The 13,593-nt window shown below is 58.6% G+C and carries 15 protein-coding genes and 1 tRNA gene; 10 read left to right on the forward strand and 6 right to left on the reverse strand.

What is annotated here, in order from left to right:
- Positions 1 to 129: 129 nt before the first annotated feature.
- The 4 genes from L1C91_RS04320 to L1C91_RS04335 form a co-directional block, all read right to left on the reverse strand.
- The gene (locus tag L1C91_RS04320; RefSeq protein ID WP_234858203.1) at positions 130 to 594 is read right to left on the reverse strand and encodes a DIP1984 family protein; all 465 of its coding nucleotides are present in this window, start codon (positions 592 to 594) and stop codon (positions 130 to 132) included.
- Between the two features lie 208 nt (positions 595 to 802).
- Positions 803 to 879 (reverse strand) — tRNA-Pro (locus tag L1C91_RS04325).
- A 94-nt stretch (positions 880 to 973) separates the two neighbouring features.
- Positions 974 to 2,041 carry a metallophosphoesterase gene (locus L1C91_RS04330; RefSeq protein ID WP_419178714.1) on the reverse strand — a complete coding sequence of 356 codons (1,068 nt, stop codon included), beginning with the start codon at positions 2,039 to 2,041 and terminating at the stop codon, positions 974 to 976.
- Positions 2,042 to 2,120: 79 nt separating this feature from the next.
- On the reverse strand, positions 2,121 to 4,493 hold the full coding sequence (locus L1C91_RS04335; RefSeq protein ID WP_234858204.1) for a transglycosylase domain-containing protein: 2,373 nt from the start codon (positions 4,491 to 4,493) through the stop codon (positions 2,121 to 2,123).
- Between the two features lie 178 nt (positions 4,494 to 4,671).
- On the opposite strand from L1C91_RS04335, the gene L1C91_RS04340 reads away from it, so the two are divergent.
- The 4 genes from L1C91_RS04340 to L1C91_RS04355 all read left to right on the forward strand — a co-directional run bounded on the left by L1C91_RS04340 (position 4,672) and on the right by L1C91_RS04355 (position 6,635).
- Positions 4,672 to 5,052: a WhiB family transcriptional regulator gene (locus L1C91_RS04340; RefSeq protein ID WP_328219583.1), complete on the forward strand. Its 381-nt coding sequence runs from the start codon at positions 4,672 to 4,674 to the stop codon at positions 5,050 to 5,052.
- Positions 5,053 to 5,128: 76 nt separating this feature from the next.
- A complete protein-coding gene (locus tag L1C91_RS04345) occupies positions 5,129 to 5,290 on the forward strand; it encodes a DUF4177 domain-containing protein (RefSeq protein WP_020975441.1) in 162 nt (53 codons plus the stop codon).
- 1 nt (position 5,291) lies between these two features.
- On the forward strand, positions 5,292 to 5,750 hold the full coding sequence (locus tag L1C91_RS04350) for a RidA family protein (RefSeq protein WP_234858205.1): 459 nt from the start codon (positions 5,292 to 5,294) through the stop codon (positions 5,748 to 5,750).
- A gap of 72 nt (positions 5,751 to 5,822) precedes the next feature.
- Entirely contained in the window at positions 5,823 to 6,635 is an 813-nt protein-coding gene (locus tag L1C91_RS04355) for an MBL fold metallo-hydrolase (RefSeq protein ID WP_234858206.1), read from the forward strand.
- A gap of 86 nt (positions 6,636 to 6,721) precedes the next feature.
- Here the strand turns inward: L1C91_RS04355 and glxR are convergent, their stop codons facing one another.
- Positions 6,722 to 7,405 (reverse strand): CRP-like cAMP-activated global transcriptional regulator GlxR, encoded by a 684-nt coding sequence (gene glxR, locus L1C91_RS04360; RefSeq protein WP_234858207.1) that lies wholly within the window; start codon positions 7,403 to 7,405, stop codon positions 6,722 to 6,724.
- Positions 7,406 to 7,828: 423 nt separating this feature from the next.
- Between glxR and nth the strand changes: the two genes are divergently transcribed.
- The 5 genes from nth (at position 7,829) to L1C91_RS04385 (ending at position 12,270) form a co-directional block, all read left to right on the forward strand.
- Positions 7,829 to 8,539 carry an endonuclease III gene (gene nth, locus L1C91_RS04365; RefSeq protein WP_234858208.1) on the forward strand — a complete coding sequence of 237 codons (711 nt, stop codon included), beginning with the start codon at positions 7,829 to 7,831 and terminating at the stop codon, positions 8,537 to 8,539.
- On the forward strand, positions 8,539 to 9,144 hold the full coding sequence (locus tag L1C91_RS04370; protein WP_234858209.1) for a TlpA family protein disulfide reductase: 606 nt from the start codon (positions 8,539 to 8,541) through the stop codon (positions 9,142 to 9,144). Before nth ends, L1C91_RS04370 begins: the two co-directional genes overlap by 1 nt.
- A complete protein-coding gene (locus L1C91_RS04375) occupies positions 9,131 to 9,820 on the forward strand; it encodes an NUDIX hydrolase (protein WP_234858210.1) in 690 nt (229 codons plus the stop codon). Before L1C91_RS04370 ends, L1C91_RS04375 begins: the two co-directional genes overlap by 14 nt.
- Before the next feature lie 8 nt (positions 9,821 to 9,828).
- Entirely contained in the window at positions 9,829 to 11,031 is a 1,203-nt protein-coding gene (locus L1C91_RS04380; protein WP_234858211.1) for a MarP family serine protease, read from the forward strand.
- Between the two features lie 354 nt (positions 11,032 to 11,385).
- On the forward strand, positions 11,386 to 12,270 hold the full coding sequence (locus tag L1C91_RS04385) for an HAD family hydrolase (RefSeq protein WP_234858428.1): 885 nt from the start codon (positions 11,386 to 11,388) through the stop codon (positions 12,268 to 12,270).
- Here the strand turns inward: L1C91_RS04385 and L1C91_RS04390 are convergent.
- On the reverse strand, positions 12,194 to 12,928 hold the full coding sequence (locus tag L1C91_RS04390) for a hypothetical protein (protein WP_234858212.1): 735 nt from the start codon (positions 12,926 to 12,928) through the stop codon (positions 12,194 to 12,196). The genes L1C91_RS04385 and L1C91_RS04390 overlap by 77 nt on opposite strands.
- Positions 12,929 to 13,082: 154 nt before the next feature.
- Between L1C91_RS04390 and L1C91_RS04395 the strand changes: the two genes are divergently transcribed.
- Positions 13,083 to 13,589: a phage holin family protein gene (locus L1C91_RS04395; RefSeq protein WP_234858213.1), complete on the forward strand. Its 507-nt coding sequence runs from the start codon at positions 13,083 to 13,085 to the stop codon at positions 13,587 to 13,589.
- Positions 13,590 to 13,593 lie beyond the last annotated feature (4 nt).

Consider the following 13,593-nt stretch of genomic DNA (forward strand, 5'->3'; position numbering starts at 1 on the left):
GCAGGCTCGAGCACCTGCGCGGGATCGCCCTGGGCTTCAGGAATCTCAACCACTACATCTTGCGGTGCTTGATCCACTCCGGACAGCTGCAGGGGAAGATCAACGCACTCTAAAAACGGAAGAGCCAGTTTAATCAAAAGCAGGGCAGTCGGTGGTCCAGTTCTTCTGCTGTAGTGCGGTGTCGAGTTCCCTGAAGCGCTTCGCTGCCTGGTCTGCCCGTGAGCGCAAGTCAGCTACTGGGTAGGCGGCAACAAATTTGATCTCGTTGCGACTGTAGCGGTCTGTGCGTGCAGCTGCCTCGTCGGCTAGATAGTTGAAAAACTTCTGCTCGCGGGCCGCTTGGTCGCGTAATGCGATCGCGTCTGCGATGGATAGGTTTTCGTCAAAAGCGGTCGTGGAGTTCACGCGATTAATCATGACCACCAAGCGCGCTAGGCGGTCGCTTAATGCTGCGAACTCTTGGAGCAGCGCTGCCGGATCTTCGTCGGGGACGTCGCCTTCCTGAATGCGGACGACGGCGGCGCAACGCTTCTGCAATTGCTGCAAACGGTTTTGAATGTCTGCGCGTTCGGTGAGTGCTTCAGCCAGTTTCATGCTTGCCTCCTGCAGCGTGGAAAAGAAAAGCCAGTGCCTAACAGTATAAAAAAACTGCCTGCGCACTGGCTCGGTTTGTTAGTGATTCACGTACAAAGGTGGCGGTGCGGTAGGGGCGCGGGTGTGCACGTTTTTCATGTGGTCCGGGAATGCGAAAAGGCCAACAACCTGCAAACAGTAAATTTGCTGGTCGTTGACCTAATCTAGATGGTCGGGATAACAGGATTTGAACCTGCGACCTCTTCGTCCCGAACGAAGCGCGCTACCAAGCTGCGCCATATCCCGATAAGCGTTAATCCAGGACTCGGGAAAAAGGGGCGCCCTGGCCGCTACCTCGGAATATCTTAATGCACGGTCTTAACCTGCGCAAAGTGCCAGCTTAAGCCCCGCTCACACGCGGAGTTTCCGTCAACAAAATGCGGGTGGCCGACGGTTTACTCATAATCCGCTGCGGAACAAACTTCGATGTCCCCAGACCATTACTGACGTGCATCCACAAAGCCCCAAAGCGGTGCATGCCAGACACTCGAGCCGCATCAATCCCGCAATTTGTCACCAGAGCATGCCCCGTGGGCTGCGCGGCAGATAGGCTGCCGGCAACACCGGAACCCCAACGATTGGGGATCTCCTCCGGGACAGACGCGTGGGCCAACACATCACTCACCCGAGAATCACTTGAAAAACGAGAGTTCCCCGGCCAGGGAACGCGGACGCGAGGCAAACACAACTGGCCACCATGCGTATGCCCAGACAGTGTCAGCTGGTAGCCGTCGGCCTCGAAACGCTCCAACACCCTCGGCTCCGGACTGTGCGTCAAGCCAATAGAGATATCCGCCTGGGCATTAGGGGCCCCAGCGATGCTCCCATAGTCGTCGTAATTATGGTGCGGATCGTCAACACCCGCAGCAGCCACACGCAAACCGTTGGCGCTGAACTCATGGCGCTGATGGGTGCAATCCCTCCAACCGCGCTCCACAAACGCAGCGCGCATCCCCTTCCACGGCAACTCCACCCCACGAGCTTTGCGCTTCTTACCCAGTAGATAATTTGCCGGATTAACCGGCGAAGGGCCGAAATAGTCATTCGTGCCAAACACGAACAACCCAGGAGTGTTTAGCAGCGGATCAAGAGCCCGCAATACCTCCGGGACCGCATGGGCGTCACTCAAATTATCCCCAGTGTTCACCACCAAATCGGGCTCGCACTCAGCCAAAGACTGCACCCACTGCTGCTTGGCGCGCTGCCCCGGGATCATGTGCAGATCCGACAGATGCAACACGGTAAAAAACCCTTCATCCTCCCGACCAGCACGAGCTAACGTACCAGGCTGTAACACCGGAAGCTCAACAGTGTGCAGGGTGAAACGCCGCAGCTCCGCCAAACCATGGCCAATCACCGCAGCGCCAGCCCCCACCCCCAAACCAGCACTGACCCCGAGCACGCTCAACGCGTGGTTCAATCCACTTTTTCCAGTATCCACGCCACAAGCCTACTAGCGAGCACTCGACCCGAGCACCCGCAATCAGCTAATTCGCGCCCAAAGAACGCAATAGATCATCAATCGCAGCGCCAAGATCGTCCGCGACGTCATTACCCACCTGCACCTCAGGCTGCGCAGGAGACGGCGGTGCAGATGGACGCGAGGACCCATCCGACAACTCAAGCGTCAACGTATCCCCCTGCATCACGGCCTCCCCGGTGCGGATACCAACAACACGCCCACGAGGCATGCCATCACCCGGGACAAACGTGATCGAGACCTTGTAGCCAGCCTTCTCCAAACGCTTGCGGGCATCACCCTCACTCAAACCCCGAACCGACGGCAAATCAGACACACCCAAGCCGCGCCCAAACTTCGGATCCATAGCAGGCAACACCCCATCCGCCGCGCCCGGAATACCACGGGCAGCAACAAACCAAGTCCGAGCAGGCTCCATGCCACCATACAAATCACCATCAGGGCACTGGCGCAACGGCGACGTGCACAACGGAGTAGGCGTCACGCCATCGTTATACACATACGGCACAGCAGCCAGACGGGAATTAAAGCCCATAAACGCCGCCGAAAAATGGCTCTCAGTAGTGCCAGTTTTTGCCGAAGTCGGCGAACCCCACCCTGCAGCCTTAGCCGCATCTGCAGCAGTGCCATCCACGACATCCTCACTCAAAGCATTCGCCAAGGCGGCAGCAACATTTTCTGGAACAGCACGCTCGCAATCGGGAACATCAAAATTAACCGCCTGGCCATGGCGATCCAACACCTTGTTGATAGGGGAGGGCTCGCACCACATGCCACCACTGGCGATCGTCGCCGAAACATTCGCCAACTCCAGGGGGTTAACCGCCGTCGGGCCCAACGTATACGAACCCAAGTTGTGCGACTTCACATACTCCGCAATCGAAGACTCACCATCAAAACTGCCCGGTTCAACATAATCCCGAAGCCCCAAGTTGACTGACATATCCACCACATTCGACACCCCCAACTGCTCGATGAGCTTCACGAAAGTCGTATTCGGCGACTGCGCCAACGCCTGCTTCAACGTCATCTGAGGCTTGTAGACGCCAGAGTTTTCCACACAATAGGTATCCGGCGGGCAGTTTTTCGCCCCGCCATCACCCATGCCGCGCGCCTCGAAACGCGGGGGAACATCCACCATGGTGTCGACGCCCATGCCCTTTTCCAAAGCGACCGCAGCGGTAAACACCTTGAACACGGAACCTGCGCCCGCACCCACGCGAGTGAAAGGCTGAGGAAGGACCGTCTGGCCAGCATCCAAATCAAGACCGTAATCACGCGACGACGTCATCGCCACAACCTTGCGTGACTTCTCCCCGGGCTCCACCACATTCATAACCTCCGCAACCCCGGGGGTGGTGGGGGACACCTGCGAAGTCACCGCCTGTCGCGCGGCCACCTGGGTTGCGGGATCAAGAGTCGTATCGATGGTGTAAGCGCCCGTGGCGACCTCATCGAAATCAAGCCCCTTCTTGGACAAATAATCGAGCACATAATCGCAGAAGAACCCCCTATCGCCAGCAGCAATGCAACCATTCGGCAAGCCCTGCGGCTGTTCCAAAACACCTAGAGGTTCCTGCTTTATGGCCTGCGCCTGCTCGATCGTGATCGCTCCAGACTCCACCATGGTGTCCAATACAGTGGCCCGGCGCTCGGCCACACCCTCAGGGTTGGTGTAGGGATCAAGCAAAGAAGAAGACTGCACGATGCCTGCCAGCATCGCCGCCTGTGCCACCGACAATTCAGAAGCGTGGATACCGAAATACGTCCGGCTTGCAGCCTCGACACCGTAGGCGCCATTGCCGAAAGGCACAATGTTGAGATAGCGCGCGAGGATCTCGTCCTTATCTAAATGACGATCCAAATCTGAAGCCATCCGCATTTCTCGAAGCTTGCGGGGGATCGACTGCTCCACTGCAAGTTGCTGCTCTGCCTCATTTTCGGCGTCAACCAGCAGCAAATAGTTTTTGACGTATTGCTGATCAATTGTTGACGCCCCCTCGCTCACCGCACCCTTAATAATGTTGCGGCCCATGGCGCGAAGCGCACCCTTCCAGTCGACACCGTCGTGCTCGTAGAAGCGGCGATCCTCCACGCTGACAATCGCCTGTTTCATTGGTTCCGCGATCTGATTCGAGGGCACATCGAAGCGGCGTTGCTTGTAGATCCACGCAATCGGTTCCCCCGCGGCGTCATTAATTGTGGTGACTCCGGGGGAGGAACCCGCTGTGAGGTCGGTGAGGTTTGAATCCATTGTCTCCTCCGCTCGGCTGACGCCGGCGCCGCCGAGAACGGCAATGGGAGTGAGCGCCAGGGCAGTTGCAAGTCCCGCAGCGGCGATGGCGGCGGTGAGCTGGCCCAGGGATTTCAAGGAAGACACACCAAGACTCTACTGAACAACCGCCGTGAAAGTCGCTTGGCAACGACGCGTAGCGCCGAAAAACCCGCCGAAAATGTGCCGCGGTAGAGCATTCATGTGACTGGCTTCGACAATGATCTATTATGTGTGTAGACTCACAGCTGGAACGATCCCTATGACATATTAGGAGGGTGGCAGCATGACAACTCCGCTCTTACGCACACGGACGCGCAACCCCTACGGCACCATCGGCCAGAAAGCGTCCAGCACTAATCCCCACGGCGGGATCAACCCACACGCGCCCGAAAAGCGAGGCGACTGGGTTATGCGAGCAAAATGCCGCGATGTCGACCCAGACTCCCTCTTCGTCACGGGCGCGGAACAACGACAAGCAGCGGAAATCTGCAGCCTTTGCCCCGTGATGCTGCAATGCAGAGCCGACGCGCTAGACAACAAAGTTGAATTCGGAGTGTGGGGCGGACTCACCGAACGGCAGCGCCGAGCAATCCTGCGCAAGAACCCACACGTGACCAACTGGTACGAATACTTGTCCAACGGTGGCGAACTGATCGGCCTTTAGGCTAGATAAGACCAGTAAAAAACCGCCCGAGCGTGCCCCATGCCCACACTCAACCCCAATGGGTACAGTGTTGGGCATGGCTAAAAAGTTTGAATACGCAACAGTCCCACTGTTGACCCACGCAACCAAGCAAATCCTCGACACCTGGGGTGAAGACGGCTGGGAACTCGTCAGCGTTGTTCCCGGACCCAACCCGGAAAATGTCGTTGCCTACATGAAGCGCGAGGTCGAAGCATAAAATGACCACCAGCGAACGCCTCAAAGAACTCGGCATCACCCTTCCCCAGGTAGCAGCGCCCGTAGCCGCCTACGTGCCGGCAATCCGCACCGGAAACCAAGTGTGGACATCCGGCCAAATCCCCTTCGTCAACGGCGAACTCGCGGCAACCGGCAAAGTCGGTGCTGAAGTGTCCGCAGAAGACGCCTACAAATATGCGCGCACCGCAGCGCTCAACGCGCTGGCTGCGGTAGACGCGCTCGTCGGTATCGACAAGGTCACCCGTGTGCTCAAGATCGTCGGATTCGTAGCATCCGCAGAAGACTTCGGTGGCCAGCCCGCCGTCATCAACGGGGCCTCGGAACTCATGGGTGAAATCTTTGGCGACGCAGGCGCCCACGCGCGCTCGGCAGTTGGCGTTGCGGAACTTCCGCTCAATTCCCCAGTTGAAGTGGAAATTATCGTAGAAATTGCCCCCTAATGCGGGCAAAACTTCGCAAGTAGTGCCGTAAAGGGTGCCCATGCGAGCCGCAAGCCTACTAAGCTTGGGCACATGGAGCACCCAGCCTACAGTCAACTTCGGCCGGTCACCGCGTCCGCAGCAGTTGTTCTTTGCCCCAATCCCAGCTATGCGAGCCTAGAAGGCACCAACTCCTGGGTCATTCGCGCTGAAGGGGACCCCTGCAGCATCGTCATCGATCCAGGCCCTGAGGACGAAGGCCACCTCAACGTTCTCAACTCAAAGTCCGACAAAGCAGCACTGATCCTGCTGACACACCGTCACCATGACCACGCCGACGGCGCACTGCGCTTCAGGCAGCTCACCGGCGCCCCCATCCGCGGCGTCGATAAGTCCTGCTGCCGTGATGCCGAACCACTGGTTGATGGCGAGATCATCACCGTAGAGGGCGTCACGCCCCAGATTGAGGTCGTCGCAACGCCCGGACACACTGCAGATTGCGTGTGCTTCTACATTTGGAGCGGTGTTCCCCACGAGTCCACCCTCGAAGGCATCGTCACTGGCGACACCATCGCAGGCCGACACACAACCATGATCTCCGAAACCGACGGAGACCTCGGCCTATACCTCGAGACCTTGGCGCGTTTGGAAAAAGACGGACAGGGTGTTGCTCTCCTCCCCGGCCACGGCCCCGACCACCCCGACGTATCCGTCCTCGCGCGCAAATACATTGATCGTCGCGAACAGCGTCTCCAACAAGTTCGTGACGCCCGGGAACAACTCGGCCCAGATGCCACGCTCAAGCAGATTGTTGATGCCATCTACACCGACGTAGACCCCGTGCTACGCGATGCTGCAGAGCAATCCACGCGCGTGACCCTGCGTTACCTAGACAATAATCAATAAACAGTAAAGCGCTGGGACCGCCGAGTGAAAAACTCGTCGGCCCCAGCGCTTTAAGCACACGCGGATCTAACCGCAGGCTAGGACTCCTAGCGGGCGCGCTTAGCCAAATGCTCCGTATCGCTGATCAGAACGGACTTGCCCTCGAGGCGAATCCAGCCGCGGTGAGCAAACGTTGCCAGCGCCTTGTTCACGGTCTCACGAGAAGCGCCAACGAGCTGGGCAATTTCTTCTTGCGTGAGGTCGTGGTTAACACGCAAAGCCGAACCCTCTTGGCTGCCGAAACGGTTAGCTAGCTGCAGAAGGGTTTTTGCAACGCGGCCAGGAACATCGGTGAAAATGAGGTCAGCCAAGGAAGCGTTGGTGCGACGCAGGCGCCGGGCCAGAACGCGCAAGAGTTGCTCGGAGATTTCCGGGTGCTCACGGATCCAGCGGTGCAGCATGTCGGAGTTCATGGTTGCTGCCTGAACTTCAGTGACACACACGGCAGAGGAGGTGCGGGGGCCCGGGTCGAAGATGGACAGCTCGCCGAACATGTCGGACGGGCCCATAACGGTCAAGAGGTTTTCGCGGCCATCCGGGGCGTGGCGAGCAAGCTTCACCTTGCCAACGGTGATGATGTACAGGCGATCGCCCGGCTCGCCTTCTTCGAAAATGGTGGTGCCGCGCGGGTAGCGGACGGTTTCTAGGTCTTGGATGAGATTGTTGACGGCGACGGGGTCGACGCCCTGAAAAATGCCAGCTCGGGAAAGGATTTCCTGTACGGCTTCCATAAACACTCCTTGGCTTGCTGTGCCGCGATCGCCCCGGAGGTACCTTAGGCCATCGCTGTTAACGGGAATAAATCTAATTCACATACTACTATGTGCCAGATCACGATGGCTAGTGTGGAGTGGAATTTCTGAGTGGTACTGTCGTTTAGTTTTTGGGACGCTGATCTTAAATTGATGGTGTGTCCTGCCCAGAGGGCTCCGCACTAGCGGTGCAGAAATCCTCTACGCGTTCCATTTGCATTGTGAACACTGCGAGGACAATCGGCGTGAAAAGAAACAGGATTGCCATCATGAGGCATAGTTTAGCGCGCCGCAATGACCGCTCTCACACAAGGCCCGCGCAGCCCGTGTAGCAGCCGATGCCCCTGTGCATTGGCTGCCCATAGAAGCCTTTCATAGTGGGCTTTTACTATTGTTGTCACTATGTCTTTGGCCACTGAGTCACCGCTAGCCCTCAAACGTCGAGCCCGCCGGATTAATCGGGAGTTAGCCGAGCTCCACCCGGATGCTCGATGTGAGCTTAACTTCACCAACCCGCTGGAGCTACTGGTCGCGACGGTGCTGAGTGCCCAGTGCACCGACGCGCGCGTAAACAAGGTAACCCCGGCACTGTTTGAGCGCTTCACTGATGCTGAAGATTACGCAGAAGCAGACATTGAAGAGGTCGAACGCTATATCCGATCCACCGGTTTTTACCACAACAAAGCAAAAAACCTAGTTGGCTTGGGCCAAAAAATTGTTGAGGACTTCGGCGGAGAAGTACCTAGCGATATCGAAGATTTGGTCACGCTGCCCGGCGTTGGGCGCAAAACTGCGCATGTCATTCGCGGGCATATCTTTGGGCTGCCGGGTTTGCCTGTCGATACTCACTTTGGTCGGCTGTGTCGCAGGTTGGGCCTGACAAACCAAGAATCCCCACTCAAGGTTGAAAAGGAAATCGGTGCCCTGATCGAACCCGCCCAATGGACGGCTTTTTCTGATCGTTTGGTTTTCCACGGGCGTCGGGTGTGCTTTGCTCGCTCACCGCATTGTTGGGAATGTGGCATTGCGCGTTTGTGCCCATCCGCAACCGTCGCGGCGTCATCAACATCTGGTGCACGGAAAGCTGCCGCCCGAAAGTCAGGGACGAAGTGATGAATACTCCTCGTAAGTTCGCTATTGCTTCGGCAGTTGGCGCGTTAATCATTGCCGCGCTGATGGTGCTGATGCTGGTTGGTCTTTTCGGTTTCCCATCTTCAGATTCCAACGATGGTGCACAGTCACAAGGCGGGGTATCTCGGCAGGATTATGACGCCGCGGATGTTCCTGCGCGCCCGGATTGTCCCGTCGGCGACGTGGCCGGGGTGCAGCTGCCGTGTTTGGGTGGCCAGGTGCAGCCAGATTCGCAGGCACCTGCGGCGACTGTGGTGACGCTATGGGCGTGGTGGTGCCAGCCCTGTCGACAGGAACTGCCTGTGTTCGACGAGTTTGCAGCACGCCACCCGGACATGCGCGTGCTGGGTGTTCATGCGGATGCGGATGCGGCAGCGGGGGCGTCATTGCTCGATGAGTTGGGGGTTCAGCTGCCCAGCCTGCAGGATTCCAGCAATTCTTTCGCCGGCACATTGGGGTTGCCGGGGGTGGTGCCGATCATGGTTGTCGTGCGCCCCGATGGTTCCTTCGCGCCCGTTGCGAAGGTATTTGATTCGGTGGAGCAACTGGAGGCGGCGGTACAGGAGGCCATGCATGGGTCAGCGTAGCGACTTGCCTGATGTTCCCCAGTGGCTGTCACCATTGGCGGAGGCCACGCACTCGGGGCGTTTTTATGAGGCGATCTCGGCACGCTCCCGGTACACGACGCACCCGGTGAGCTCCGCGGTGTTGATGCTGTTTGCCGGCAACCACTTGGATGATGCGACGGTGTTGCTGACCCATAGGAATCCGTCGATGCGTGCGCATTCCGGCCAGGTCGCTTTCCCAGGCGGGCGGATTGATCCGGAAGACGAAACGGTTGTTGACGCCGCGTTGCGCGAGGCCCAGGAAGAAACTGGCATTGACCCCCGCGGCGTCGACGTTGTTGGTGTGCTTGATGGGGTGGCGGTGCGTTCGGCTGCGCAGGCGGTGGCCCCGGTGGTGGGTTTTTGGCGGCAGCGTTCCCCGTACGGCGTGGTCAGTCCTGCGGAGGCCGATGATGTGTTCGAGGCGCCCATAGCTGAGCTAGTTGCGCCGGAAAATCGTCTGCGGGTGGGGCATAAGCGCTGGCAGGGGCCTGCTTTTCGCCACCGTGGCTATGTGATTTGGGGGTTCACGGGTGGTCTTTTGGATGCGGCGCTGCGTAGTTCGGGTTGGTTGGAGCCGTTGCCGCCGGGCGAACCGGAGCCGTTGTTTGAGGTGCTGCGCGCCTCCCGCAATGGTGAGCGCACGGATTTAGACTGATACAACCTATGCTTAGTTCTGGCCAGTTTGCGTTAGTTGACGCCGCGATTGCCCTGCTGCTGTTGTATGCCGTGTTTAACGGTTGGCGGCAGGGTGCTGTGGCGTCGGTTTTGAGCACCGTGGGGTTGCTCGCTGGCTTGATTTGTGGGGTGGGTTTGGCGCCGGCTGTTATGTCGTTGACTGATGCGACGGCGATTCGTTTGTTGTTGGCGTGCGGCACGATCATCATGCTGGTCGGGTTGGGCAATCTGATTGGTGGGTTGGCTGGCGCGAGTTTGCGTGACAACATGCGGATGAAGCGCTCGTTGAAGATTGATTCGGCTGTGGGCTCTGTTTTTCAGGTGTGCGCGGTGTTGATTGTCACGTGGCTGGTGGCTATTCCGATTGCTGGTGCGTCGCTTGGCCGTTTGAGTACGGATGTTCGTCGTTCTGCTGTGTTGGGGGTTGTGGATCGTTATGCGCCGAAGTCGTGGGCGCAGTGGCCGACGCGTTTGTCTGCGATGTTGTCGGATACGGGTTTGCCGCCGCTGGTGTCTCCGTTTGAGTCGACCGAGTCGAAGGAGGTCGCTGCGCCGAAGGTGAAGGTTGATGACGTGGCGTTGGTTGAGCGTTTGCGCCCGTCGGTGATCCATGTGGTTGCGGATGCTGATCAGTGTCGTCGTCGGTTGTTGGGGTCGGGGTTTGTCAGTGGTCCTGATGAGGTGACAACGAATGCGCACGTCGTGGCGGGTAGTGCTGCGGTGCGTTTGGATACGGTGTTGGGGATGAAGGACGCGGAGGTTGTGTACTACAACCCGCAGGAAGATATTGCGGTGTTGCGTAGCCCCGGTTTGGGTTTGCCGCCGTTGGAGTGGGCTGCGCAGCCGGCGACAACGGGGGAGGACGCGATCGTGATGGGATTCCCCGAGTCGGGGCCGTTCGAGGCTGCACCTGCGCGTATCCGTGACCGTATTACAGTTAATGGTCCTGATATTTATGCGTCGACTCGTGTGGATCGTGAGGCCTACACTGTGCGCGGCACTATTCGTCAGGGCAATAGTGGCGGCCCGATGGTGGATCTTGAGGGCCATGTCCTTGGTGTGGTGTTTGGTGCTGCTACGGACGCTACGGATACCGGCTATGTCTTGACTGCCGCGGACGTGCGGGCTGCTGTCGGGGATATGTCGGCAGCTTCTTCACCAGTTGATACCGGTGCGTGCGTGGCTAAGTAGTTCTGGGGTAGTTCCGGGCCCGCAACGAGAAAAGGAAAAAAGCATTAAAAAGGCGGCTCGTACTCGGGGGGGTGTGAACGAGCCGCCAACCCGGCGGGGGGGTGCCGGGGCCGGCCACGCGCTCTGGATAAATCCAGGGGGGCCATGCACCAACTACAATACTGATAGTGCATAATGCTGTCAAGTATGCCACTGACCTGCTGTTTTGTTGGCATGGTGTGGTGGTTTTTATGCCTTGTATGGCGTTGTCCTAGTGCTGTCAGGGAGGACTGTTGTGGACTACACTGGGCAAGCGTGAAAGCAGGACCTTCGGATCAGCCACACCGGCAGACTTCCGCTACGCCCGCGCGGTCGATGCGGGGGCAGTCAGCCGGTAAAAAGGTTGCTGCATTTTTCGACCTAGACAAGACCATCATCGCTAAGTCCTCTGCCTTTGCTTACGGTCGCCAATTTTTGGACAACGGCCTTATTTCACCTGGTGTTGCAGCCCATTTGGCTGTGGCGCAGGCTGCTTACCGTCTGGTTGGTCATTCGAGCGAGCAAATGGACAGTACCCGGGACAATCTAGCGGCGATGGTGCGGGGCTGGGACGTCCAGCAAGTGTCGGATATCGCGGAGACAACCCTGCATGAGGTGGTGTCCCCCGCGATCTACATGGAGGCGCGCGAGCTGATTGCTTTGCACGAGGCTGCGGGGCACGACGTCATTATTGTTTCTGCGTCGGCTGCGCAGTTGGTCGCTCCGATCGCCCGCGAGCTGGGCATTCGCGATGCAGTGACGACAACCCTTGGGGTGCAGGACGGTCGTTTCACAGGAGAAGTCTTGTTCTATTGCAAGGGGGAGCGCAAGGCCCAGGCGATTCGTGACCTCGCCGCTAGCAGGGGCTACAACCTGGAGGCGAGTTTTGCCTATTCGGATTCGGCCACGGACATTCCCATGCTGGAGGTCGTGGGCAATGCGGTGGCCGTCAATCCCGACAGGGCACTGAAGCGCTACGCAAAAAAGCACGGCTGGACGATCCGTTCGTTTAAAAATCCTGTGCCATTGTTTACGGTCCCATCTCGCAGGCGCGTGGGTGCGTGGGCCGTGTGCTTGCTGGCAGCGGCCGTGGTTGGTGGGTGGCTGATGGGCGCGTCGGGGCCTGGCCGGGTGACGGCACCGGCTAGAACTGCTGAATTATGCCGGAGGCTTCCTCGGCGCCTACGGTCCACGATTGAAGGCTTGATTCCACCCATGTAATGACGCCGCGGGGGTCAGTGTTGAAATCTTTGATCTGCTGGCCAAGCTCGTCGCGGTGGCGCACCCAGTAGAGCTCGGGCACGAACAGGGCGTGCGGGTCCAGGCCAAAAGTGGTGGCTACTAGTCGCGATGCTAGCAGCCCGATGAGTGGACTGCGTGGGCCGAAGGCGTTGCTGTTGGTTATTTCGGCGTGGGCGATGGCAGCGAGCACGGGGGCATGGTTGGCGGGACTGTTGTGGCAGTGTGTGATCAGCGAGCTCAGCGCGTGGATGCGTTCCGTGGCATCAACGTGCGGTGTGCCCGTGCCGCCAAGTAAAGTATCGGCACTGAGCAGTACCTGCAGCGGTGCGCGTGAAAACGTTGTGGTGGTGCTGAGGATGTGGCTGGGGGTAAGCAGCGAGTAGGCGCTTAAACAGGCGTGCTGGGTTGCGGTCGTGGGGTAGAGGCGGTGGGCTGTGAGCGCGGACCGGCTTAAGGCTTCCGCGCTGATTTCTGCGCTGCGCCTGAGGATAATGGGGCGGCGTTGGGTAGCGGCCGTTTTGGTGAGTACCGCGTCGATGGGGGCATGCAGCTGAGGGTGGTCGCACAGGGAGCGCAATGGGCTGTGCGCGGCCTTGTGTGTTGGCTCGTTTGCTGGCTTGTTTAGCGGGGCAGGCACGAATCCAACCCTAGTGCCTAGCAACCCGCTTGGGTGGGCAGGCGGGCTTTTCGGGTGGGGTGGGTGGACTATCCGGGGCAATCACTGGCAATATGGTTAGAGTATGTGTCTGTAGGGACATGTGAAACGCACGAAAACGCAAGGAATACTTACTGTGAGCACTAAAGACGGGCTTTACACTGACGGCGCGCACGACTTCGCTCCGAAAGCTGACTCGATTCCGCTGGTTGATGTCGATACACGCCCCGCAGGCGAGGGTTCTATCGGCGATCTTATTAGCGATGCAACCACCCATATGTCGACTCTGTTCCGCAGTGAGATCGAGCTCGCCAAGGCCGAGCTCGCTGCCGAGGCGAAGAAGGGCGTAGTCGGTGGTGGCCTGTTTGGTGTGGCCGGTGCCATCGCTTTGTACAGCACCTTCTTTTTCTTCTTCTTTGTCGCCGCTTTGCTGAGCCTGTGGCTTCCGGTGTGGGCGGCCACCTTGATTGTGTTCTTGCTGATGCTCGCTGTTGCGGGTTCTTTGGCTTTGGTTGGCTTTAAGAAGGTCCGTGGGGTGAGTGCTCCGAAGGAAACCATCGAGTCCGTCAACGAACTGAAGAAGCTCGTGCCGGGTAAGGCGCAGAAGCAGCTGTCGGGTAACACTTCTTGGATGTACACCTAGTTTT

The sequence above is a fragment of the Corynebacterium argentoratense genome, from assembly GCF_021491455.1.
GTDB lineage: Bacteria > Actinomycetota > Actinomycetes > Mycobacteriales > Mycobacteriaceae > Corynebacterium > Corynebacterium argentoratense_A.